We start from the raw sequence: 24011 nt of genomic DNA on the forward strand, positions 1-24011 counted from the left end.
GATCGACAGACGATGAAGACATTCGTGATCGCCTTGCTGGCCGTGCTGGCCTGGCCCGTGTCCGGCGTTGCCGGCGCAGCACCCGCATCGGCAACGGCAGCGCAGCCCGCTGCGCAAGCCGCGGCCGACTTTCGGCCGGCCAGTCTGCGCCCCCAGTTCCTGCTGACGGGCGCCCGCTCGCGCGACAGCCAGGACCTGTCCGGCCAGTGGACCTATTCCAAGGACCTGTACCGCACCGGGCTGACCGACATCAACGGCTGGGTGGCCAAGTCGCGCATGCAGCGCTACCGCGACCTGGACGTGGCGGCCGAGGAAGCGCGCGCCACCACCGACTTCTACGAATTCGACATGGACCGCGGCCCGCAGATCGCGATCCCCGGCGCGTGGAACGCCGCCACGCCGGCGATGCGCTACTACGATGGCCTGGTCTGGTTCCAGCGCAAGTTCAAGGTGCCGGCTGCCGATGGCGGGCGCGCGTTCCTGCGCTTCGAGGCCGTCAACTACAAGGCCTACGTTTACCTGAACGGCAAGGAGATCGGCCGGCACGAAGGCGGCTTCACCCCGTTCGTGCTGGAAGTGACGGGCGTGCTGCGCGCCGGCGACAACCGGCTGACGGTGGGCGTCGATTCCACCCACGATGCGCAATCGATCCCCACTTTCATCACCGACTGGGATTTATATGGCGGCATCACCCGGCCCGTAAAGCTGATCCGCACGCCGGCCACGTTCATCGACGACGCCACGCTGGCCCTGAAAGCCGATGGACGCATCGCCGGCGAGGTGCGGCTGCAAGGGGACAAGGCGGCCGGGCAGCGCGTCACCGTTGCCATCGGCACGCTGGCCAGCGCCACCGCCACGACCGACGCGAACGGCCGCGCCGTCTTCGACATCAAGGCGCCGGCGAAGCTGCAGCGCTGGTCGCCGGACAGCCCGGCACTGTACGACGTGCGCTTCTCCGCCGCGAGCGACACCGTGCGCGAGCGCATGGGCTTCCGCACCATCGCCGTCCAGGGCAGCCAGATCCTGTTGAACGGCAAGCCGCTGTTCCTGCGCGGGATTTCGCTGCACGAGGAGGAATTCGGCCCGAACCCGGCACGCAACATGACGGAACAGGCGTCGCGCGCGCTGCTCACCGAGATCAAGCACGGGCTGGGCGGCAACTACGTGCGCCTGTCCCACTATCCGCATTCGGAAACCACGCTGCGCCTCGCCGATGAAATGGGGCTGCTGGTGTGGAGCGAGATCCCGGTGTACTGGACGGTCGACTGGGAGAACCCGGCCGTGCTGCGCAAGGCGCTGGCGATGCAGGCGGAAACCATCTACCGCGACCGCAACCGCGCCGCCGTCGTGATGTGGAGCGTGGGGAACGAGACACCGGTGTCGCCGGCCCGCACCGCCTTCCACGGCGCGATGGCCGACAACGTGCGCGCGCTGGACCCGACGCGCCTGGTCAGCGCCGCGCTGCTGGTCGACCGCCACAAGGAAAACGGGGAAGATGTCACCGTCATCAAGGACCCGCTGGTCGACAAGCTCGACGTGCTGGCCGTGAACACCTACGCCGGCTGGTACGGCGGCGACACGCTCGATGCGCTGCCGTCGCTGAAGTGGCAGGTGCCGGCCGACCGGCCGCTGATCCTGTCCGAATTCGGCGCCGACGCGCTGGCCGGCTACAGGGAAGATCCCAACGGCGGTGACGGCATGAAGAAATTCACCGAGGAGTACCAGGCCGAGTACTACCGCAAGACGCTGGCGATGGCCGACCGCATTCCCACGCTGCGCGGCATGTCGCCGTGGATCCTGAAGGACTTCCAGTCGCCCCGGCGCGAGCACCCGGTGTTCCAGAACGGCTGGAACCGCAAGGGCCTGGTGTCCGAGACGGGCGTGCGCAAGCAGGCGTTCGGCGTGCTGGCCGACTATTACCGGGGCAAGGCGGGGGCCGCGCCGTAGCGCGCATGCTCGCCCTGGAGGCCGCGCCCCGTTGCTGCGCGGCATTACCTTTCGGCATGCTACGATGCGCTTTTCCCATGGAATGAAGGGCAGGGTGTGGAGCCGCTGATACTGATCGGCCTGATCGTGTTGAATGGTGTGTTCGCGATGTCGGAAATTGCGCTGGTCACCGCGCGCCGGGGAAAATTGATGAAGCTGGCCGCCGACGGCGATCACGCCGCGGCAGCCGCGCTGGAACTGGGCGAGGACCCGACGCGGTTCCTGTCCACCATCCAGATCGGCATCACGTCGATCGGCATCCTGAACGGTATCGTCGGCGAGGCGGTGCTGGCGAAACCCCTGGCGCTGTGGCTGGTCTCCCTGGGCATCGGCCAGGAGACGGCGGAAATCATGGCGACCGGCGGCGTCGTCATCGTCATCACCTATGTGTCGATCGTGATCGGCGAACTGGTGCCGAAGCGGCTCGGCCAGATCGCGCCGGAAGTAGTCGCGCGGCTGGTGGCGCGGCCGATGCAGAGCCTGGCCGTGGTGACGCGGCCGTTCGTGATGCTGCTGACCGGTTCCACCCATGCGATCCTGCGCGTGATGGGCGTGCGCCAGACTTCCCAGAGCAGCGTCAACAAGGAAGAGATCCACGCCATGCTGGAAGAGGGCTCGGAAAGCGGCGCGATCGAGCAGCAGCAGCACGACATCGTGCGCAACCTGTTCCGCCTCGACGACCGCAAGCTGGGTTCGCTGATGATTCCCCGTTCCGACATCGTTTTCCTCGACATGCGCCTGCCGGTCGAGGAAAACGTCGCACGCCTGCTCGATTCCGAGCATTCCCGCTTCCCCGTGTGCGATGGCGGCCTGGCCAACGTGCTCGGCGTCGTCACCGCCAAGCAGGCGCTGGCCGTGATGGCGAAAGGGCAGATGCCCGACTTCGCGGCGATCGCCCAGCCGGCCACCTATGTGCCGGAAACGCTGACCGGCATGGGCCTGCTGGAACAGTTCCGTGCCAGCGGCATGCAGATGGTGTTCGTGATCGACGAGTACGGCGATATCGAAGGCATCGTCACCGTGCAGGACATGCTCGAGGCGCTGACCGGAGAGTTCACGCCGCGCAACGTGGAGGAAGCGTGGGCGGTCCAGCATCCGGACGGTTCGTGGCTGCTGGCCGGCACGATCCCGGTCCACGAACTGAAGGACCGCCTGGGCCTGCGCTCCGTGCCCGAGGAGGAAAAGGGCCATTACCACACGATCAGCGGCATGATCATGCTGCTGCTGGGGCGCCTGCCGAGCGCCGGCGACACGGTCGAATGGGAAACCTGGCGCTTTGTCGTCGCCGGCATGGACGACAAGCGCATCGACAAGGTCCACGCCTCGTTCATCGGCGAGATCGAGCAGACCCCCGCCGATACCTGATCCGCTGTAGACCGAATTAAAACCGGTGACAGACACCAGCTAATTTGCAATAGATGTTGCGAAATAACTGGTGTCTGTCACCGGTTTTGCTTGTTGGAACCGAAATACAACACGGGATGCGTCGACGCAGCATAATTCCTGTGGGAATTCAATTGCCAGATTGTAATAGAGTTGTCCGAGGGATATACTTCAGGTTACTGATCCTTAAAGATTCCTGACCATATGTCCACTCTGGTTGCCGGGGCCGTCGTCGCTACCGCCATGCTGTCGAACTGCTCCTGGAACCATCCGGGCCGCAATCCCTATCGCGGCACTGTCGGCGCGGCGGTTTCCCGCTATGTCGACATTCCCGAGCCCGTTCGCAGGCAGCTGATCGCGAAGATCGAAAGCGGCCGGGCCGACGATACGGCGGCCATCATGCGCGACACGATCGCCGGCAAGTACGACTACAGCCCGCAGATCACCGACATGCATTTCGGCGAGCGTACCGTTTGCGGTGCCGTCACGCGCGACCAGTGGGCCGAGACGGCGCGCGAGCCGGGCAAGGTGTATTGCGTGGACAATCATTGCCTGATCGTGCCGCAAATCTGCGGCAACATCAGCCGCGTGCAGCGCGTCGCCGGCGAGGGTGCCGGCGGCGGCCCACGCGGCGGTGGCGCAGGCGGTCCCGCCACGGTCGACTTGCCGCGCGCCGGGCAGCCGGGCTGGATACGGCCCGCGTCGCCGGACGACGTGGCGGGCGCCGATGCGATGGCGCAGATGGTGGCGGGCAGCGCCGACAACATGATCCAGCTGTCGGAACCATTCGCTTCGCCGTTCGCCAGGGCGGCCTACGGGGCGGGCCTGGGAGGCCGCAATCCCGGCGCCGGTTCCGGACTGACGCAGCCGGCGGCGCCGGTGCCGGAGCCTGCCACCTACGGCATGCTGGGCGCCGGCCTGGTGGTGGTGGTTGCCGCCATCCGCCGCCGCGCGCGCCGCAGCGCAGGCAACTGAATCGTCCGCGGGGCCGCCCAGCGGCCCGCGATCCGTTCGCGTGACAGGCCGCCTTTGCTCACGCCCGTGATTGCTTTCTGGCTTGCGCGGCAAATGGTTGCGGTTAACATCCGATTATTGGCAGAATGGGCGCCGACACGGCCGCCCGCGCCGGATGTTCAACCACCAGACGAGACGACATTGCGCCTAACGACCCTCGCCAGCGCGCTGCTGGCCGCCAGCTTCATCCTCCCCGCGGTCCCTGCCGCCGCCGCTGAAAAATCCGCCGCACGTTCCACCGCCCGATCCGCCGCCAGCGCGGCACCGATGCCGCCCGGCGTCTGGCGCCCCGACCAGGGCGACGGCACCTACATCAACCCGATCCTGGCCGGCGATTACTCGGACCCCGACGTGGTGCGCGTCGGCGACGATTTTTATCTCACCGCATCGAGTTTCACCAACGTGCCCGGCCTGCCGGTGCTGCACTCGAAGGACCTGGTGAACTGGACGCTGATCGGCTACGCGCTGGCGCGCAACGTGCCCGATGCGCATCACGCGGTGCCGCGCCATGGCGGCGGCGTGTGGGCGCCGGCGATCCGCCACCACGGCGGGCGGTTCCACATCTATTATCCGGACCCCGACTTCGGCATCTTCATGGTCAGCGCCACCGATCCAAAGGGCCCGTGGACGGCGCCGGTGCTGGTCGACGACACCAAGGGAGCGATCGATCCCGCGCCGTTCTGGGACGATGACGGCCAGGCCTGGCTGGTCCACGGCTTCGCCGGCTCGCGCGCCGGCTTCAAGAACGTCATCACGCTGAAGAAGATGAGCGCGGACGGCACGCGCACCGGAGGCGCCGGGAAGCGCATCATCGAAGGCGATACCTTGCCGAAGGTGGCGACATCGGAAGGTCCGATGCCGTGGTTCACCACCGAGGGCCCAAAGCTGTACAAGCGCAAGGGCTGGTATTACGTGTTCGTGCCGTCCGGCTCCGTCAAGGGCGGCTGGCAGGGCGTGTTCCGTTCCAGGCATATCGAGGGGCCGTACGAGGGGCGCAACGTGATGGACCAGGGCGATACGCCGATCAACGGTCCGCACCAGGGCGCGTGGGTCGATACGCCGGCCGGCGAGGACTGGTTCGTGCACTTCTCGGACGCCGATTCGTACGGCCGCCGCGTCTACCTGCAGCCGATGCGCTGGGGTGCCGACGGCTGGCCGGTGATCGGCGCGCAGCAGGGCAGCAAGCCGTATGGCGCCCCCGTCGCGCGGCACCGGAAACCGAAGACGGCGCCGCAGCCGGTGCCGGTGACTGTGCCGGTGACGGACGACGAATTCGACGATGGGTATCACCTGGGCTGGCAATGGATGGCCAATCCGATGGCCGACTGGGTCGATCCGGCGGTAAAGGGCCGGCTGCGGCTGAAAGCCGCGTCGTCGCCGGCGAACCTGTGGGAGGCGGGCAATCTGCTGACGCAGAAGCTGCCGGGCATGACGTTCACCGTGACGACCGCGCTGGAACTGAAGCCGGGCGGCCAGCCGGGCGAACGGGCCGGCCTCGTCGTGTATGGCTACGACTATGCGTGGATCGGCCTGGAAAACACGGCGGCCGGCCTGCGCCTGGTGCAGGTCACGCGCCTGGATGCGGACCTGGCCGTCAACAAGGGCAAGGTGCGGCAGAGTTCCGAGACGGTGCTGGCCGCGCCCGTCGAAGCGAAGGGACCGGTGCACGTGCGCATGGCGTTCAGCCCGGTGGTGGTACCGGAACCCGCGCCGGACATGAACGCGACGCCGGCCCCGCCGCCTTACTGGCATTCGATGCTGCGCTCGACGCACGCACGGGTCACGTTCAGCTACAGCCTCGATGGCGTCGACTTCCAGCCGCTCGGCACGCCGTTCACCACGCAGCCGGGCCGCTGGGTCGGCACGCAGGTGGGGCTGTTCGCGCAGGCGCCGGGCGGCACGCCGTCGAACACGGCCACGCGTGCCGGTTACGCCGAGTTCGACTATTTCCGCTTCGGCCGCTGATGTTATCGCTGATTGCTTATTTCAGCAGCTTGAGCCGCGCGATGTCGTCCAGCGCCTCGCGCAGGTGGTGGCTTTCCGCCTCGGACGTGGCGATCACGTAGCCGCGCGCATAGCGGATGTCGTCGGCCGGGCCGCGTGCCGCCAGGTCGTCCAGCAGCGTGTCGGCCACCGCCAGGTCGTTCAGCAGGCCCAGCTTGTCCTGCAGCGCGGACAGCACATGGATATAGCGTTTCGCCGCCCGGACCGGCAGCAGGTCATGGAAGAATTCGGCGGCATAGCGCGCCTTCTTGGCCGCGATGCGCACGCGGTGGCGGGCGGGCGCGTCTTCCTCGTCCAGTGCATCGATGCGCTTGCGCAGGCGGCGCTGCGCCTTCTCGAGCAGCGGCGCCATCGCTTCGTGCGCGCGCTGGCGCAGCGGCGAATCCTTCGGCAGGCCGTCGGCGCGCCACTGGCGCCCGTGGAACCAGCCGTTCAGTTGCAGGATCAGCTGCGTATAGCGGGGCTGGCGCAGCGCGGGCAGCAAGGCGCGGTGCAGTTCCTGTGCGCGCTGCTCGGCCGTGGCACGCAGGGCGCCCAGGTCGGCCCCCTTGATACGCGGCAGGGTGGAGCCGGCCAGCACGTCCCAGTCGCGCGCGCCGCCCAGTTCGCCGGCCAGCCATTCGAGGCTGTCGCGCACCGCTTCGGGCAGCGGCGCGATGTCGCCGAACATGTCGAGCAGCGCGCGCAGCCGGCGCAGGCCCACGCGCATCTGGTGCAGGCTTTCCACGCTGCCGGCCAGCACGCCGGGCACGTTCGCTTCCAGCTGCTGCAGGCAGTTCAGGCCCATGCACTGCAGCGCTTCCTCGAGGCGCATCTTGCGCGTCAGGCGTACCGGCTGTGCCTTCACCGGCGGCGGTGCCGTGCCATCCAGCAGCGCGTAGCCGCGCGCGGCCTTGCTGTCGTTGGCGATCTGCAGCGGGATATCGTTGTGCAGGGTCAGCGCCAGCGCGAACAGCGGTGTCGGGTCGCCCCGTTTCAGCTCCAGCTCCAGTTCGCCGATCGGCGCGTTGCGCCCGCCCACGTGGATGTCGCCGGCATCGAGCACGCACTCGATCTTCTGGCCGCCCGGCAGTACCAGGTTCCACAGCGTGCGCCGCGTGGTGTTGTTGAACACGGGGCGCAGCGCGTTGACGATGTTCGGCGCACGCAGCAGTTCGGCGATGCGCTTCTGCTTGACCTGGCGCGCCACGGCGGCCGGATCCGGCTCCGGCCCCGCCAGCAGCGATTCCCATTCGCCGCGCTCGTGCAGGCCGGCCGAGCCGCTGTGCGCCGTCTTGACCGTCTGGATCCACTGGTCGCCGTCGGCGCGCACGCGCAGCGTCAGGCCGTTGTGCCACAGGTCCAGTTGCGGCGTGTCGAAATAGGTGTCCTTCAGCTGGTGTTCTTCCGGCGTGGCGCCGCCCAGGTCGGCCAGCAGCGCGTGTTCGCGCAGCCGGTCCAGGTCCCCTTGGGCCACTTTCAGTTTCAGTTCCGTTTCCATGCTGTCTCCGCGGGAAAATGCCGGCGCGCGTCGCGCTGCCGGCAGGGTTCATAGGACATAGACACCGGGGTGACCACCGGTATCTGTTGATTTGTACTATACAATTTATACCATTTTTGCGGCGTACGGCTGGGCCGGGCGCGCACGGTCATGGTCCTGTCACAGTTGGCATTTACCATGAGCAACCTATGCTCCTCCCACGCTCCCCCGCGCGCTTCGCCGCGCGCTCCTGGCTGCCGGCACTCTGGCCGTTGCTGGCCGTGCTGGCCTGCGCCGTCTACTGGCTGGTCATGGACGGACAATTGCGGCACGACCGCCAGCTGGCCGAACGCGATGCGATGCGGGAGATACGCTCGTATGCGGAAGCGTACGAACAGTACCTGACCCGTTCGGTCAGCCAGATGGAGCAGGTTGCCGTCCAGCTCAAGCACGCGTGGGAACAGCCCGGCCAGCTCGACCTGGCGGCGCTGCGCCGCGAAGGCATGTTCATCGATGCCGCCTTCGTCGAGGTGGCGATTGTCGATCCCGACGGCCGGGTCGTGTCGTCGATCCCGCGCCGTGGCCGAGCCGTGCTGGCGCAGGGCGACCCGGCGCTGCGCTACCACCGCCAGAACAATTCCAGTGCGCTGCGGATCGGTGCGGTGCCGGGCGACACGGCAGAGCGGCAGCGGCAGATACGCATGACGCTGCGCCTGGAGTCGCCGGACAACGAGTTCGCCGGCATCGTCTCGCTGGTGATCGCGGCCGACTACCTGACCGCGTTCTACAACGAACGCGTGCTGGGCCGGGACGGTGCGATCGCGCTGGTGGCGGACAACGGCGGCCTGCGGCTGGAGCGGCAGGGCGGCGGGGGGCGCGGCACGCTGTTCGCCATGGCGCCGCCGCTGGCGGGCAGCGAAGGGGGGGTGCAACTGGCCGGCATGCATTTCACCGACGACGCGCCGCGGCTGCTGGCGTGGCACCGGTCGCCGGTTTACCCGGTCACCGCGGTGGCCGCGAAGACCACCGTCGATGCGCTGGCGTCTTCCGGCGAAGGGGCCGCGGCGGTGCGGCGGACATGGGCCGTGATCTCGGCCGGCATGCTGCTGGCGTCGCTGGCGCTTGCGGCGGCGACACGGCGCCACCAGCGCCGCCGCGCCGCCGAGGAGGAGGTGCGCCTGGCCTACCGGACGGCGACCGAGAACGCCAAGGATGGCTTCTACATGGCCCAGGCGGTGCGCGATACCACCGGCGCGGTGGTCGACTTCGTGGTGGTCGACTGCAACGAGCGGGGCGCCTCGTTCTATGGCGGTGGCCGCGACGACCTGATCGGCCGGCGTATTTCCTTCCTCGAGCGCGAGCACGGCGGGCCGATGCTGGAGGCCTACCACGCCGCCATGCAGGCCGGCATCTACGAGGACGAGCGGCAGATGCCGGCCGGCCGGCGCATGCAGATCACCTGGGGCCGGCGGCGCATCGTCCGCGTCGGCAACGGCCTGGCGATCACGCTGCAGGACATCAGCGAACGCAAGGCCTACGAGAGCGAGCTGCTGTACCTGGCCAACTACGACACGCTGACCGGCCTGCCGGGCCGGCCATGGGTCAGCCGCTTCGTGCCGCACGCGATCGAGGAAGCGGCGCAGCGCGACGGCACGCTGGCGCTGCTGCTGGTGGACCTGGACGGCTTCAAGCACGTCAACGAAACCCACGGGCACGGCGCCGGCGACGACCTGCTGAAGCAGGCCGCGCTGCGCCTGGGCGGCCTGCTGCGCCCGCAGGATATCGTGGCCCGGCTCGGCGGCGACGAGTTCGTGGTGGTGATCGCCCCCGGCGGTTCGGACGAGGAACTGGCCACGATCGGCGGGCGGGTGGCGGCCGCGCTGTCGCGCCCCTACGACCTGGGCACCGCCCGCTATGCGATCAGCGCGTCGATCGGCATCAGCTGCTACCCGCGCGACGGCGAGGACGCCGCCACGCTGCTCAAGCATGGCGACATCGCGCTGGCCGCCGCCAAGCGCGAGCACGGCGGCCGCTACCGCTTCTTCGACCCCGAACTGTATATCGCCGCCACCGCCCGCGCCCAGCTGCGCCACAGCCTGCAGGGCGCGCTGGCGGCACGGCAGTTCGAGCTGTACTACCAGCCGCGCGTCGACCTGGCCACCGGCCGGCTGTGCAGCATGGAGGCGCTGCTGCGCTGGCGCCACCCGGAGCTGGGCATGGTGCCGCCGGCGAAATTCATCCCGATCGCCGAAGAAAGCGGACTGATCTGTGCGATCGGCCAGTTCGTCATCGAGGAAGCCTGCCAGCAGATGGCGCTGTGGCGCGCCGCCGGGCTGGCCGTGGTGCCGGTGTCGATCAACGTGTCGGCCCACCAGTTCGGCCACGGCGGCGTGCATGCGCACCTGGCGATGCACCTGGCGCGGCACCACCTGGCCGGTGCGATGCTGGAAGTGGAAATCACCGAGTCGGCCATGTTTGCCGAAGGGGTGGACGTGCATGGCGAACTGGCGGCCCTGCGCGAACTGGGCGTGCGGCTGCACGTCGACGACTTCGGCACCGGCTATTCGTCGCTGGCGCAGCTGCAGCGGCTGAACATGGACGTGCTGAAGATCGACCGCGCCTTCACGTCGGAATTGACGGTGTCGCCGGAAGGCCGCGTGCTGTTCCAGGCCATCGTGTCGATGGCGAAGGCGCTGAACATGAAGATCGTCGCCGAAGGCGTGGAAACGGCCGGCCAGCTGGCCGCACTGATCGCCCTCGGCTGCGACGAGGGGCAAGGCTACCTGTTCGCCGCGCCGCTGCCGGCCCGGCAGGCCGGTGGGCTGCTGTCCCGGCCACAACTGATGTCCGTCCTGGAAGCGGTGGGTGAGGTTGCTTTATAGGAAACACTTGTTGCAATTGATTATGTTCGTCATGGGCGCGTCATAATTTCTTTATAGAATGTTCGGATTCTTTTCCGAGCCGCCATGACCACAACCTTCAACCCGTCCCGCCACTCCCTGCCGCGTTTTCGCCCGGCCACCGCGGCCGACCTGTGCGTGGCCACGGCCAGCGTGCCGGCCAGTGCCAGCAATGGCGACGTGCTGGCGCTGTTCACCGAACGGCGCGAGCTGATGACGCTGCCCGTGGTGGAAGAAGGGCGCCCGATCGGCCTGATCAGCCGCAACATCTTCATGTCGCAGATGTCGAAGCCGTTCTACCAGGAACTGTACGGGCGCAAGAGCTGCATCGCGTTCATGGACAAGGCCCCGCTGGTGGTCGAAGCGGACCTGTCGATCGAGGCGCTGACCTTCCGCGCCGTGGAGTCGGGCGAGAAGGCGCTGGCGGACGGCTTCATCATCACGCGCGCCGGCCAGCTGCAGGGCGTCGGCTATGGACTGCAGCTGATGAACGTGGTCGCCAACATGCAGGCCGAGCGCAACCGCCAGATCATGCACAGCATCGAATATGCCAGCGTGATCCAGCGCGCGCTGCTGCGTGCGTCCGACGAGGCGCTGGCCGCGGCGCTGCCGGATGCGGCGCTGGTATGGCAGCCGCGCGACGTGGTCGGCGGCGACTTCTATCACGTGGCCGGGCATGCCGGCGGCTGGTGCGCGGTGATCGCCGACTGCACCGGCCACGGCGTGCCGGGCGCCTTCATGACGCTGATCGCCTCGTCGCTGCTCACCCAGGCGCTGCAGGGGTGCGGGCCGCGCGAGCCCGCCGCGCTGCTGGCCGAACTCAATCGCGGCGTGAAGGACATGCTGGGCCAGCACGGCAAGGCGCGGTACGGCGGCGCCGCGGCTTTGTCGAACGACGGGCTCGATGCGGCGGCGCTGTGGTTCGACGGCGCCACGCGGCAACTGTCGTATGCCGGCGCGCGCCTGCCGCTGTTTGTGCTGGTGCCGGGCGAGCCGGCATTCCGCATCCTCGAGGCCGACCGCACCGGCATCGGCTACGCGGAAACGCCGGCCGCGCACCGCTGGTCCGTGCAGACCGTGCACCTGCCGCCGGGCAGCCTGCTGTTCGCCTGTACCGACGGGCTGTTCGACCAGATCGGCGGCGAGCGCGAAATCTCGTTCGGCAAGCGCCGCGTCCAGCAATTGCTGCTGGAGCACCGCGATGCCGGCGCCGCTGCCCTGGCAGGACTGCTGGCGGAAGCGCTGGGCCGCTGGCAGGGCGGGCAGCCGCGCCGCGACGACGTCACTTACCTGTGCTGCAGGCCATGAGCGCGGCAGCCATCAGCCCTGCCTTTGGGCCACTGCCCATGGCCGCGCCAGCGGGCAGCGCATCGTCCGTTACCGAAACCACCGTCACCGGAGCAATCGCCTTGCAATACCAACAGTTCCAGGATTTCTGGCATGCGGCCAGCCAGCGCCAGGTCATCTTCTTTTATTCCGGCTATTTCTCGCAGCACGTCGTCAGCGCGATCGCCGAGACGATCAAGGCGCGCCTGAATGCCGCCGGCACGGCCGGCCCGACCAGCCGCCGGATTTTCTCGGCCTTCGTGGAAATGTCGCAGAACATCATGCACTACTCGGCCGATGCGCTGACCCCGGCCGAACAGCCGGACCGCCAGATCCGCGGCGGCGCGTTCTGCATCGCCGCTTGCGGCGAGCGCTTCCACCTGCTGTGCGCCAACCCGGTGGCCAACGACAGGGTCGACGCGATCCGCGGCCGCATCGAGCCGCTGTGCGCGATGACGGTCGAGGAAATCAGGTCGGCCTACAAGACCGCGCTGCGGCAGGCCGCGCCGGAAGACAGCAAGGGCGCCGGCCTCGGCTTCCTGACGATGGCGCGCGATGCCAGCGCGCCGCTGGACTTCCACTTCCTGCCCGACAGCACCGATGCCGCCCGCACGGTGTTCTGCATCGCCGCCACCATCTGATACCGAGCCCCACATGGAACCGTTCTTTCTTCCCGCATCGCCCACTTCGCCCGAAGTCTCGTTTGAATTCTCCCGGCATCACCTGTCGATCCGCGGCGAGTCGTACCCGGAAAACGCCGCCGCGTTCTACGGCCCCGTGCTCGACCGGCTGCGTGCCTACCTGGCACTGTGCGACGGCCAGTCGATCGACGTGCACGTGGCGCTGGCCTATTTCAACAGTTCGAGCACGAAGATGCTGTTCGCGCTCTTCGATGCGCTGAACGAAGCGGCCATCTTCGGCAACGAGGTGCGGCTGCACTGGTACCGCGACGAGGAAGATGAAACGATCCTCGAATTCGGCCAGGAACTGCAGGACGATTTCGCCGCGCTCGAGTTCGTCGATTGCATCCTGCCGGCCGGCCAGGCATGACGGTGGCGGAACAGCCGGACCTGTTCGCCGCCGAGGCCCAGGCGCTGGTGCGGGCGCGCGCCGCGTTCGCCAGCGATGCGGACGGCGCCGACCACCGCGCCGTGCTCGGCGAACTGGTCGCGCACTACGAGCGGCTGATGCGCGAGACGCGCCGGCTGATCGGGCGCAGCGACCGGGCCGAGCGCGACATGCAGCAGATGAACCGCGCGCTGCACGAACTGGCGCTGCAACTGCAGCACCGCGCCACGCACGACCCGCTGACCGGGGTGCTTAACCGCGGCGCGCTGATCGACTATGCCGGCGGCGTGCTGCAAGGCGAACCGGCGGCGCTGCTGGTGCTCGACATCGACCACTTCAAGGCCATCAACGATGCGTTCGGCCATCCGGCCGGCGATGGCGTGATCTGCGCCGTGGTCGATGGCCTGAAGGGACTGGTGCCGGCGCCGGCGGCGCTCGGGCGCGTGGGCGGCGAGGAGTTTTCCATCGTATGGCCGGGCCTGGCGCGCGGCGAAGTGGCCGGGGTGGCGCAGCGGCTGTGCGACGCGGTGCGGGCGCTGCGCCATGCGGAACCGGTCGACCGGACCGTCACGGCCAGCATCGGCGCGGGCTGGTTCTCGCGCGGTACCACGTTCGAGACCGCTTATGGCCAGGCCGACGCGGCGCTGTACCGCGCCAAGCGCGAAGGCCGCGACTGCGTCAGGCTGGACGCGCAGTAATGGCGGGCGCGCCGCCACGGCGCGCATTCACAGGGCATGACCCGGCATTACAACGGCGAGCGAGCCCGCCGACCGGCGCCGTCCTCCGCCAGCACCCTGGCAATCACATCGTCGGGCAGCGCCTCGCGCCGCAGCAGCTGCTCGGCGCGGTCGCGGCCGAGCTCCTTGCTGACGGTAAGTGCCGCCTCGACGATGGCCGCCTTCACGGTATTGCGGCGGCGCCCCGAACTGCCATAGAAAATATTGTTCAGGTCGGGCAAGGGGGGCGGCGCGGTCGCCGGCGGGTCGGGCTCCTGGTCGAGCCGGGTCGTCTCCCCTGACACCACCCGTTCGATCACCGGTTCCGGTACGTTCTCGGCGTGCAGGTAGGCGCGCGCATCGTCGGGGCCCAGCATTTCCCGGAAAATCATGGCGATATGGACTTTCTGGGCCGTCAGTTCGTCTTTTCGGGTTTCTTGCATAGTTGTCTGGCTTTCTTGAATGGCGCCCACCCGACAGGATGCGCGTGCCGCCTATGGGCCGGGCTGCTCGCGTGCTGTAAGCCTAACCTCTGTCGCGCCAGTTGGAAAGAGTCACGATATTGTGTGCGCGGGCAAAGGTCGCCACAGGCCGCAATAGTACACATCCATGCAGCGCGGCAATGGAGCGCCACCTTATTGCCAAACGCCGTAGACTTTTTGGCATGGACAAAACATTGGAACCAACCGGCCCCGGCAGCGAATCAGTTGCCGTACCCGTGATTCGCGAGGAAATCGATGTCACCACCCGTGTCGTCGATACCGGACGTGGCGTGCGTGTCACCCGCAGCGTCACCGAGGAGCCCGTGGAAATCAGCGAACAGCTCTGGCACGAGGAAATCGACGTCCAGCGTGTCGCTGTCGACCGCGTGGTCTCCGAAGCGCCGCCTTCCCGCTATGAAGGCGACGTGCTGGTGGTTCCGGTGACCGAAGAAGTCCTGGTGATCGAAAAACGCTTCCGCATCAAGGAGGAACTGCGCATCACCCGGGTACGCAGGCAGCAGGAGTATCGGGAAACCGTATCGCTGCGGGTCGAGGACGTGCAGGTCGAAGCGTTCGACGAATCCGCGCGGGATGGCGACCGCAACCAACCCAAGTCAGACTAAAACAGGAGAAACCCATCATGAGCCATACGCTAGCAGCCGTATTCGACAACCGTGCCGATGCCGAGAGGGCCCGCGACGAACTGGTCAGCTCGGGCATCGGGTCCGGGTCCATCAACCTCAGCTCCACCGCTTCCTCGACGGCCGACGCCAGCAGCACGGGCAGCACCGGCGCCAGCGCCTCGTCGCTGTCTTCGTCCTCTTCGTCTTCCTCGTCCGCCACGGGCGAACATTCGATTGGCGACAGCATCAAGAACTTCTTCGGCAATATGTTCGGCGACGACGACGACGACCGCCATGTCTATGGCGAAGCGCTCAACCGCGGCAACGTGCTGCTGACCGTGACGGCCACCTCGCAGGACGAAGTGGAACGCGCCGCCGACATCGTCGAGCAGTTCGGCCCGATCGACATCGACGAACAGCGTTCGCAGTGGGAAGCCAGCGGCTGGAATCCGTCCAGCGCGCGCACCGGCGGCGGTGCACTGCTGGGCGCATCGCAGCAAAGCTCCTCGCTGCGCGACGACAGCCTGCAGGGGACGACCGTCTCCGGCACGCAGGGCGTGAACTATCCGTCGGGCTCGCAGCAGGGCTATAGCGATACCGGCTCGCTGCAGCGCGCCGGGACCGACGAGCAGGTGATCCCGGTGATGCAGGAAGAACTGAAGGTCGGCAAGCGGGTGGTGCAGCGCGGTGGCGTGCGCATCTACCAGCGCCTGGTCGAGACGCCGGTGAACGAGAGCGTGAGCCTGCGCGAAGAGCACGTCAACGTGGAACGGACCCCGGTGGACCGCCCGATCGATCCGTCGCAGGTGGGCGCGTTCCAGGAAACCTCGTTCGAACTGCGCGAGAGCGCTGAAGAAGCCGTGGTGCAGAAAACCGCCCGCGTCGTCGAGGAAGTGCGGGTCGGCAAGGAAGTCACGCAGCGCACCGACCAGATCAGCGACACCGTGCGCCACACCGAAGTCAACGTCGAGCAGCTGGGCAGCACCGACGACGAGGACTACTACCGCAGCCACTGGACCAGCAATTTCGCATCCGCCGGCGGCACCTACGACGATTTTGCGCCCGCCTACCGCTACGGTTCGGCAATGCGCGGCAGTGGTGGTTATACCGGCAAGTCCTGGGACGAGTCGGAACCGGGCCTGCGCAGCAGCTGGGAGTCGCGCTATCCCGAGTCCACCTGGGAAAAAGCGAAGGCCGCCGTTCGCCACGGCTGGGAACGCATCACGCAGTAAGTTCGCCCGGCAAGCAGTAGGGGCATGACAGGCCGCCGGCATCGTTTGACGATGCCGGCGGCCTGCTGCATTTGGCGCCCTGTATCTAGCTCCCACTATTTGGCTCCCTGTATTTGGCGCCCTGTATTTGGCTTCCTGCATCGGGCTCCCTGCATCGGGCGCCCGGTCGGGGTGGCTGCCCGCCCTGCGCATGATGATGAGCGAATGGGCCATATGGCTGACTTCCCGGCCCGATGACGCTATGCTGGGCAGCCCAGCCATCCGCCGCCATCGCCATGCCTATTGCCACGACGCTCGTTCCCAGGATCCTTCACGCCGCAGCGCACCGGCTTCCGGCCGCCGTCACGCTGCTCGCCATGGCCGGTGCCGTGCTTGCCGTCCCCGTCACCGAGCAGCGCTACCTGTCAGGCACCGGGCCGGCCACCGCGGTGCCGTGGGAATTCAAGGTGTCCGACGGGCGGCGCGCCGGTGCCTGGGGCACCATCCCGGTGCCGTCGAACTGGGAACTGCAGGGTTTCGGCGGTTACGATTACGGCGAGGGCGACAAGCGATTCACGGAAGTGGGGCACTACCGGCTGAAGTTCGCCGTGCCGCCGGCATGGAAAGGGCGCGCCATCCGGCTGGTGTTCGAGGGGGCGATGACGGAAACCACCGTGCGCGTGAATGGCGTGCAGGCAGGCGAGCCGCATGTGGGCGGCTTTTATCGCTTCGGCTACGACATCACGGAGCTGGTCCGGCATGCGGGCGACAACGTGCTCGAAGTGGATGTGAGCAAGAAGGCTACCGACCCGCTGACCGACAAGGCCGAACGGCGTGGCGATTACTGGGTATTTGGCGGCATCTTCCGCCCTGTGTGGCTGGAGGCGGCGCCTGCCCGGTCGATTGCGCATGCCGCCATCGATGCGCGCGCCGACGGCAGCCTGGCGGCGACGGTGACGGTGGCGGGCGCAGTGCCCGGTGCCACCGTGGAAGCGCAGGTGCTCGATGCGGCGGGCAAGCCGGTGGGCCAGCCGTTCCGCGCCGCGGTGGACGGGGCGGGTACGCCGGTGAAACTGGGTGCGGCCTTCGCAAAGCCGCGCCTGTGGTCGGCCGAGACGCCGAACCTGTACTCGCTGCGCCTGACACTGCGCCAGGGCGACAAGGCGCTGCACGCCACCACCGAGCGTTTCGGCTTCCGGACCTTCGAGGTGCGCAAGGGCGACGGGCTGTACCTGAACGGGCGCAAGATCGTCATCAAGGGCGTCAATCGGCACAGCTTCCGGCCGGGGACGGGCCGCGCGCTCGACCCGGAGGATAACTATGCCGATGCGCGCCTGATCAAGTCGATGAACATGAACACGGCGCGCATGTCCCACTATCCACCCGACCCGGCGTTCCTGCGCGCGGCCGACGAAGTGGGGCTGTACGTGATCGACGAGCTGTCCGGCTGGCAGGCCGCGCACGGCACGCCCATCGGCCGCAAGCTGGTGTCCGAGATGGTGCCGCGCGACGTCAACCACCCCAGCATCCTGTTCTGGGCCAACGGCAACGAGGGCGGCTTCAATCTCGAGCTGGACGGCGAATACCACAAATACGATCCGCAGAAGCGCCCGGTGATCCACCCGTGGGCGATCTTCGGCGACATCGACACCAAGCACTATCCGAACTGGAAGCTGCTCAACGAGCGGCTGGCGGGACCGAACCTGTTCATGCCGACGGAGTTCCTGCACGCGCTGTACGACGGCGGCGGCGCGGCCAGCCTGGACGATTACTGGAACGCGATGATGGCCTCGCCGGTCGGCGTGGGTGGCGTGATCTGGGCACTGAACGACGAAGGCGTGGTGCGCACCGACCAGGGCAACCGCGTCGACCCCTACGGTACCTATGGGCCGGACGGCATCGTCGGCCCCGCGCACGAGAAGGAAGGCAGCTATCACGCGGTGCGGCACATCTGGTCGCCCGTGCAATTGGCCGATGCGGTGCTCGACGAGCGCTTCGACGGCCGGCTCAAAGTCGACAACCGGTATGACTTCCATGGACTGGACAAGGTGCGCTTCGGCTGGCGGCTGGTGCGCCATCCTGGCCCGTCGGCGGCATCGACCGCATCGATTGCTGCAAGCGTGCTGGCGAAGGGCGAGGTTGCCGGGCCGCGCGTCGCGGCACGCGCCAGCGGCACGCTCGACCTGCGGCTGCCGGCCAACTGGCGCAGCCACGGGGCCGATGCGCTGGAGGTTTCCGCCACCGGGCCGGACGGCAGCCATCTGTGGACGTGGACGTATCCGGCGGCGGACCTGGCGCTTCGTTCGGTGCCTGCCGGGGGCAAGGTGGTCGCGGCATCGGCCGCTCCGTCAGCCGGGTCATTGTCCAGTTCTCCACGCGTCGAACAGGCGGGCGAGGGCACGCGGCTGGTGGCGGGCGCCATCACGGCCAGCTTCGATGCGGCGGGCCGGTTGCTGGCGCTGAAGAACGGCGACCGTGTGTCGGCGCTGGCCAATGGCCCGCGCCTGGTCTATGCCCGTCCGGCAAGCGCTGCGGCTGTATCGTGGCTGCCGTTCGAGCGCGAGGATGCCGCGAGCGGGGTGCGCCGGCTGGCCAGTGCGCAGGTGGCCAGCGTAATCGACATCGCGCCGGACCCTGCCAGGAAGAGCGCGTATGCCCGCTTCAGGCTGGACATCAGCGCCGACGGCCATACCTGGAAGACCCTGTTCGACGCTTCACGGCGCCGCTCCGACGGCACCGAGTACCGCTTCCCGCCGCAGCCCGTGCTGGCGGTGCGGCTGTCGCCACCGGTCGACGAACATGGCCAGCCGCTGGCTTTCGGTACGGTGCGGCTGGGCCACGCGGCGCAGCGGTTCCCCGCGGTTGATGGCGCGATGGGCACGGTCACCAGCGGCACCGGCGCCGGGGCCGACGGCAAGCCCGCGGCATGGCTGGAAGCGGCCAGCGGTGCCGGCATGGACCGCGTACGCTGGACGCTGCACGCCGACGGCGCGCTGCGGCTCGACTATGCATACCGGCTCGACGGCACGGTGCAGTACCACGGCGTGACGTTCGACCATGCCGAAACGGCGCTGCGCTCGACGCGCTGGCTGGGGCAGGGGCCGTATCGTGTCTGGAAGAACCGCCTGCACGGGACATGGCTCGGCGTGCACGAAGTGGCGCGCTTCGACCAGCAGCCGGGGGAGACCTTCCGCTATCCCGAATCGCAGGGCTTTTATGCCGGCGTGCGCTGGGCGCGGCTGGATACGGCGGCCGGTGCGCTGCTGGTCAGTGCGGCTCAGCCGGACGGCTACCTGCGCGTGGGCACGCCGCGTATCTCACATGCGAACACAACGGTGGAATTCCCGGCCGGGGACCTGTCGTGGCTGCATGCGATTCCCGCCATCGGCGAGAAATTCAGCGGCACGGAGGTGCTGGGGCCGGCGGCGGCGTGGCCGGTGGCGAACGGGGAGTATCGGGGAACGATGACCTTCAGGTTCGAGTGATCGGCTCGAGTGATCGGCTCGAGTGATGGACCAGCGAATCAGGCCGCGCGGTAGCTACCGCGCGGCACGTGGTGCGCAAGGCGGCGTGCTTACTCGTCGAACTCTTCGGCCAGGTTCTTCCAGCCGCGGCTCTTGGCGAACGCAGCGAACTCTTCCGGTGCCTCCAGCACGATCAGCTTGCTTTCCTGCAGGCCGGCGTCGCTGAGGCCGAAGTCGGGCCCCTTGTAGCCCAGCGCGCGCAGGCGCTCGACGATCTGCTTGAGCAGCACGCTGTCCTTGTGGCCGCCATCGAGCGGTTTGGCAAAGTCGACGTAGACGTCGATGATGCCGTAGCCCTCGTCGAAAATACGGATGGCCTTCACGTCGAGCGCGCGGCCGCTGCTGTCGGTGGCCTTGAACGGGCCGGACAGTTCAATATCGGAATCGGTAGTCATGGGCGAAGCATAGCAGGTGGCGCGGGCGGATGGCGCATGTTCCAGGCGCGCGGCCGGTACCGGCGGCATGTTCGCCGCTGAGTTGCTTTTTGGTTATCTTATTGACATTCCGTCCTAATCCGATAGGCTGCATGGATCGACACCCGCAGGGAGCGCGCCATGCACTACCGGACGATAGGGTTTCACCTGCTGCGCATGCTGCTGTGCGTGCTGCTGTTCGGAGGCACCGCCGCGCAGGCGCGTGACGGTTCCTTCCCGATCGCCAACTACCCGGTGCACGGGACCGAGCTCAGCCCGGTCCAGCTCGATGCGCTGCGCTGGTACGCGGGCAAGCTGGCCGACGAGATCGCCGCCGAGCGGCGTGTCGAAGTGCTGGTGATCGGCCATGCCGACCTCGACCAGCGCGGGCGCGACTTTGAAACGGATATCAGCCGGCAGCGCGCCGACAATGGCGTGGCAAAGCTGCGCGAATTCGTCGACGAAGAGGCGCGGCGGCGGCAGCTGCCGCCAGCACGCCTGGGCCTGATCGCTTACCGTACCGAGGCACTCGGCACGCGCGAACTGATCTACGAGAAGCCGGCCAGCGAGCTGCAGCGCCGGGCCAACCGGCGCATCGAGATCGCATGGATGTCGACCACCCCGCCGCCGAAACCGCCCGGCCCTGCCCAGTCGACCGAATTCGAGATACGGGTCGTCGGCGGCTTCTCCGCGTCGCTGCTGCTGCAGGCCGATAACTACATCTTCCAGATCGTCGACCTGAAGGCCAAAAAGACGGCCTTCTTCTTCTACACGGCCGGCGGCCTGGGCATTTCGCTGCCAAAGATTCCCGGCCCCGGTTCGATGACGTACGCCGGCCCGCCCACCCGCTTCACGACCACGCGGTCGGTCGAGCTGCACCAGTTCAACTCGAAAGCGTCGCTGTTCCAGGACCCGGGGGCCACGGCGGGGCCGCTCAGTGCCGCGGGCACGTTCCGGCTGTCGATCGAGGAGATCATCGATGCCCAGGGGCTGCTGGCGTCGACCCGGCCGGGCATCATCCCGGTCGAGGGCGGCACCGGCTTGCAGATGCCCGGGCTCGGCTCGGTGACCACCGGGGTGCTGGCGCTGCACAGCGCCATATTCCCCTTCAACGGTTACTGAGCCGTGCACGCGCCCGTCGAGCCAGCGCCTGGCGCCGGGGCCGGTCCGGACCTGCCCGCCCTGGTCGCCCAGCTCCATGCCATCGATGCGCAAATTGCCCGGCTCGAAGCGGGCGCGCAGGACGAGGCGGCCGCGCAGCTGGCCAGTGTGCTCGACAGCATCGACGAGATCGAGCAGATGCTCGACGATCTGCAGCAGGCGCGCACGCAGTGGCAGGAAGCGCTGGCCGAAACCGCCGGGCAGATCGAAACGCTGGTCGAGGAGTTGCAGCAGGAATTCGCGGCGGCGCAGGACAGCGCCGCCGCGCAGGCCGACAACGCGGAGGCCGCCTCGCAGGCACTGGAAGACGCGGTGCAGGAACGGCTTGCACAGCTGGTGGACGATGCCGCCGGCCTGTCGAAGGCGGCCGAGCAGTCGTTCGGCGAGGCCATGCGTGGCGTGTCCGCCGGGACGGAAGAGCTGGGCGACGCTGCCGCTGCGCAGCGGCTGGAGCAGGTGCGCGCCGCCGGCAGCGAAGTGTTCGAGAAACTGAACGGGACCCTGGACGGGATCGAATCGGCCGGCGTCGGCGCGGCCGCCGACGTCATCGACGTGCTGGACGACATCACGCGGCAGATCGACGACATCGTCCAGGTCATCACCGGCATCCGGCCGGCGCTCGACGCGGTCGCCGCGATCGCCTGAGCTGCCATGAGCACACCGGCCGCCATCGCCCTGGCCGGCATCGCCGACGAGCTGCGGCAACTGGCGCAGCACGTGGCCGGGCTGATGCAGGCGCAGCAGACGGCATTGCAGGAGCTGAGCGGGGCGGCGGAACTGATGCGCAGCGAGCTGGACGAAGCGCGGCAGGCGCTGCAGGAGCGCGCCGGCGACCTGGACGACCGTGCCGAGGCCCTGGCCGAAGCGGACATTGCCGAGGAGCTCGAAGCGGCGGAGACGGCGCTCGGCGGCCTTGACGGTGCGCTGGACAGGGAAATGGGGAGCGCCTTCCCTGCCACGCTGTCCAGGTTTTCCGACACCTTCGGCGACGCGCACGATGCCTTGCAGGCCGGTGTGCTGCGCAGCGCGGCGGAGTTGAACCTGGCCGTGGCCGAACGCTTCGAGCGCCTGGCGGAAACCGCCGCGGCACGCTTCTCGCAGGGCGTGGAACAGGAGGCGCGGGCGCTCTTCACGCAAGTCGAACAGGACATGCGCCGGGAAATCGCCGACAACGTCGTGATGACCCAGGCCAGCGTCGCGATCATGGGCGCGGTCGGGCCGCTGGTGCCGCAACTGGTCGCGCTGCGGGCAGCCGTCAGCGTCATCAAGGCTGCGCTGCAGCTGGCGCGCGGCGGATTCTGAAGCGGGGGAAGCGATGGCGGACGATCTTGCGGTGTTGCAGGAAACGGTGGCTGCGCTGGACGAGCGCCTGCGGCCGTTGCTGGGGGCGCCGGACGACGGCGACGATGGACCGGACGGCCTGCTCGACGCGCTGGCCGCCGCGCTGGCGGACCTGAACCAGCAGGTGCAGGAGGGCGCCGACGCCGCACTCGAATGCAGCGAACGGACACTGGACCAGCTGGCGGCGTGGCAGACCGCGGCCGCGGCGGAGGTGGCCGGCACGGTCGAGGCGCTGGACGGGCTGATCGAGCGGATCGACGAATTCGCCGATGGCCTGCGCGACGGGACCGGTCAATTCTCCGACGCCTGCGGCGATGCGGCCGGGGAGGTGGCCGATGCGTCGGGGGAGTTTGCCGATGGGCTGGACCAGGCGGCCCAGGGCGTGCTGCTGGCGCCGCTGACGGAGTCGTTCGCGGGCCGCATCGCCGAGATGGACGCGCTGCAGCGCCAGGCGGTCGACGCCTGCGCCGACCGCCTCGAAGAGGCCGCGGGGGAGCTGCAGGCCCTGCTGTCAGCCGCGCTGGCCGATGCCCGCGAAACGCTGTCGGCGGCGATCCGGCAGTCGGAAGGGGAGCGGGCGGCCACCCAGCCGTTGCTCGACGCCGTGCAGGTCGTCCTCGATCCGCTGCTGGAGCAGGTCGGGCGCGTGACCGGCCTCGCCGAGGCGGTCGGCATATCCGTGTAACGGGGGAACTCATGGCGGAAGCGGCAGGCATCGACGAAGCGCTGGCACTGGCCCGGGCACTGGCCGATCGCATGGATACGCTGGAGCAGGCCGGCGGCGACCCCGGCCGGCCGGGTGTCACGGCGGACCAGCTTGCCGCATTAGCCGGGCGCATCGAGATGCTGCGCGAACGGCTGCAAGGCGAATGCGCCGCCGTCGCCGACGAAACGGCGGCGGCAGCCGAGGCGCTGGCAGCGGCGGCCGTAGGCGCCGAAGCGGCCATCGGGGACGCCGCCGGCGAGGCCCGGCAGGCGGCCGCGGCGTTCTCGGAGCGGCTGGTGGAACTGGACGAATCCGCTGCGGCGGTGCTGGCTGCCGGCCGGGAAGACGTGGCCGGCGTGGCCGGGCGCGCCGCCGCGCAGCTGGCCGACGCTTTGGAGCAGGCCGGTTCGGCATGGCAGGAAACCGCGGGCAAGGCGCAAAGACATGTCGATGGCTTGCTCGACAGCAGCATGAGCCACCTGCGCGGCGACGCCGACGAGGCGGCGCAGGCCATGCGCGAGCGCCTGCAGCGCTACGCGGCGCTGCAGGCGTCGATGGCGGACGTGGTGCGCCGCGTGGACGACACCATCGGGCTGTTCGCGGACTCGATGCAGGCAACCCAGACCGGCCTGAACCTGACCGCCGGCACGCTGAACGATATCGTCGGCATCCTTTCCGATGTGGCATGAGACTG

20 protein-coding genes are annotated in these 24011 nt (G+C 68.4%); 17 read left to right on the plus strand and 3 right to left on the minus strand.

Annotation, left to right across the window (positions count from 1 at the left end):
* Positions 1-12: 12 nt before the first annotated feature.
* From FHS02_RS01945 to FHS02_RS01960, 4 genes are all read left to right on the plus strand, one after another.
* Positions 13-1947: a glycoside hydrolase family 2 protein gene (locus tag FHS02_RS01945; RefSeq protein WP_137312555.1), complete on the plus strand. Its 1935-nt coding sequence runs from the start codon at positions 13-15 to the stop codon at positions 1945-1947.
* 96 nt (positions 1948-2043) lie between these two features.
* The gene (locus tag FHS02_RS01950) at positions 2044-3351 is read left to right on the plus strand and encodes a hemolysin family protein (RefSeq protein ID WP_137312556.1); all 1308 of its coding nucleotides are present in this window, start codon (positions 2044-2046) and stop codon (positions 3349-3351) included.
* Between the two features lie 222 nt (positions 3352-3573).
* The gene (locus FHS02_RS01955) at positions 3574-4344 is read left to right on the plus strand and encodes an MHFG family PEP-CTERM protein (protein WP_137312557.1); all 771 of its coding nucleotides are present in this window, start codon (positions 3574-3576) and stop codon (positions 4342-4344) included.
* A gap of 180 nt (positions 4345-4524) precedes the next feature.
* Complete coding sequence (locus FHS02_RS01960) at positions 4525-6348, plus strand: glycoside hydrolase family 43 protein (RefSeq protein ID WP_217496897.1); 1824 nt, start codon at positions 4525-4527, stop codon at positions 6346-6348.
* A 16-nt stretch (positions 6349-6364) separates the two neighbouring features.
* Here FHS02_RS01960 and FHS02_RS01965 read toward each other — a convergent pair whose 3' ends face one another.
* Positions 6365-7867: a CYTH and CHAD domain-containing protein gene (locus tag FHS02_RS01965; RefSeq protein WP_137312559.1), complete on the minus strand. Its 1503-nt coding sequence runs from the start codon at positions 7865-7867 to the stop codon at positions 6365-6367.
* Positions 7868-8055: 188 nt separating this feature from the next.
* On the opposite strand from FHS02_RS01965, the gene FHS02_RS01970 reads away from it, so the two are divergent.
* The 5 genes from FHS02_RS01970 (at position 8056) to FHS02_RS01990 (ending at position 13838) form a co-directional block, all read left to right on the plus strand.
* Positions 8056-10728, plus strand: coding sequence for a bifunctional diguanylate cyclase/phosphodiesterase (locus tag FHS02_RS01970; protein WP_137312560.1), 2673 nt, complete (start codon positions 8056-8058; stop codon positions 10726-10728).
* 84 nt (positions 10729-10812) lie between these two features.
* Positions 10813-12054: a SpoIIE family protein phosphatase gene (locus FHS02_RS01975; protein ID WP_137312561.1), complete on the plus strand. Its 1242-nt coding sequence runs from the start codon at positions 10813-10815 to the stop codon at positions 12052-12054.
* Between the two features lie 95 nt (positions 12055-12149).
* Positions 12150-12713, plus strand: a complete 564-nt coding sequence (locus FHS02_RS01980) for a SiaB family protein kinase (protein WP_371870552.1) — start codon at positions 12150-12152, stop codon at positions 12711-12713.
* A gap of 13 nt (positions 12714-12726) precedes the next feature.
* On the plus strand, positions 12727-13122 hold the full coding sequence (locus FHS02_RS01985; protein ID WP_137312562.1) for a DUF1987 domain-containing protein: 396 nt from the start codon (positions 12727-12729) through the stop codon (positions 13120-13122).
* Complete coding sequence (locus tag FHS02_RS01990; RefSeq protein ID WP_137312563.1) at positions 13119-13838, plus strand: GGDEF domain-containing protein; 720 nt, start codon at positions 13119-13121, stop codon at positions 13836-13838. The genes FHS02_RS01985 and FHS02_RS01990 overlap by 4 nt, the downstream gene beginning before the upstream one ends.
* A 47-nt stretch (positions 13839-13885) precedes the next feature.
* Here the strand turns inward: FHS02_RS01990 and FHS02_RS01995 are convergent, their stop codons facing one another.
* Positions 13886-14299, minus strand: a complete 414-nt coding sequence (locus tag FHS02_RS01995; RefSeq protein ID WP_137312564.1) for a hypothetical protein — start codon at positions 14297-14299, stop codon at positions 13886-13888.
* Between the two features lie 179 nt (positions 14300-14478).
* Here FHS02_RS01995 and FHS02_RS02000 point away from each other — a divergent pair, with 179 nt between their 5' ends.
* The 3 genes from FHS02_RS02000 (at position 14479) to FHS02_RS02010 (ending at position 19657) form a co-directional block, all read left to right on the plus strand.
* Positions 14479-14961 carry a YsnF/AvaK domain-containing protein gene (locus FHS02_RS02000; RefSeq protein WP_229422511.1) on the plus strand — a complete coding sequence of 161 codons (483 nt, stop codon included), beginning with the start codon at positions 14479-14481 and terminating at the stop codon, positions 14959-14961.
* 17 nt (positions 14962-14978) lie between these two features.
* A complete protein-coding gene (locus FHS02_RS02005) occupies positions 14979-16193 on the plus strand; it encodes a YsnF/AvaK domain-containing protein (RefSeq protein WP_137312565.1) in 1215 nt (404 codons plus the stop codon).
* Positions 16194-16468: 275 nt separating this feature from the next.
* Positions 16469-19657, plus strand: a complete 3189-nt coding sequence (locus tag FHS02_RS02010) for a glycoside hydrolase family 2 TIM barrel-domain containing protein (protein ID WP_229422512.1) — start codon at positions 16469-16471, stop codon at positions 19655-19657.
* A gap of 89 nt (positions 19658-19746) precedes the next feature.
* On the opposite strand, the gene FHS02_RS02015 is transcribed toward FHS02_RS02010, so the two are convergent.
* Positions 19747-20091, minus strand: coding sequence for a hypothetical protein (locus tag FHS02_RS02015; RefSeq protein ID WP_137312566.1), 345 nt, complete (start codon positions 20089-20091; stop codon positions 19747-19749).
* A gap of 159 nt (positions 20092-20250) precedes the next feature.
* Here FHS02_RS02015 and FHS02_RS02020 point away from each other — a divergent pair, with 159 nt between their 5' ends.
* The 5 genes from FHS02_RS02020 to FHS02_RS02040 are packed head-to-tail and all read left to right on the plus strand — an operon-like array spanning position 20251 to position 24006.
* Positions 20251-21231, plus strand: coding sequence for an OmpA family protein (locus tag FHS02_RS02020; RefSeq protein ID WP_137312567.1), 981 nt, complete (start codon positions 20251-20253; stop codon positions 21229-21231).
* 3 nt (positions 21232-21234) lie between these two features.
* Positions 21235-21915: a hypothetical protein gene (locus FHS02_RS02025; RefSeq protein WP_137312568.1), complete on the plus strand. Its 681-nt coding sequence runs from the start codon at positions 21235-21237 to the stop codon at positions 21913-21915.
* Positions 21916-21921: 6 nt separating this feature from the next.
* Complete coding sequence (locus FHS02_RS02030) at positions 21922-22572, plus strand: hypothetical protein (protein ID WP_137312569.1); 651 nt, start codon at positions 21922-21924, stop codon at positions 22570-22572.
* Positions 22573-22585: 13 nt separating this feature from the next.
* Complete coding sequence (locus FHS02_RS02035; protein WP_137312570.1) at positions 22586-23296, plus strand: hypothetical protein; 711 nt, start codon at positions 22586-22588, stop codon at positions 23294-23296.
* A gap of 11 nt (positions 23297-23307) precedes the next feature.
* Complete coding sequence (locus FHS02_RS02040; protein ID WP_137312571.1) at positions 23308-24006, plus strand: hypothetical protein; 699 nt, start codon at positions 23308-23310, stop codon at positions 24004-24006.
* Positions 24007-24011: the final 5 nt, after the last annotated feature.

It is taken from the genome of Pseudoduganella umbonata (genome assembly GCF_014192225.1).
Taxonomy (GTDB): domain Bacteria; phylum Pseudomonadota; class Gammaproteobacteria; order Burkholderiales; family Burkholderiaceae_D; genus Rugamonas; species Rugamonas umbonata.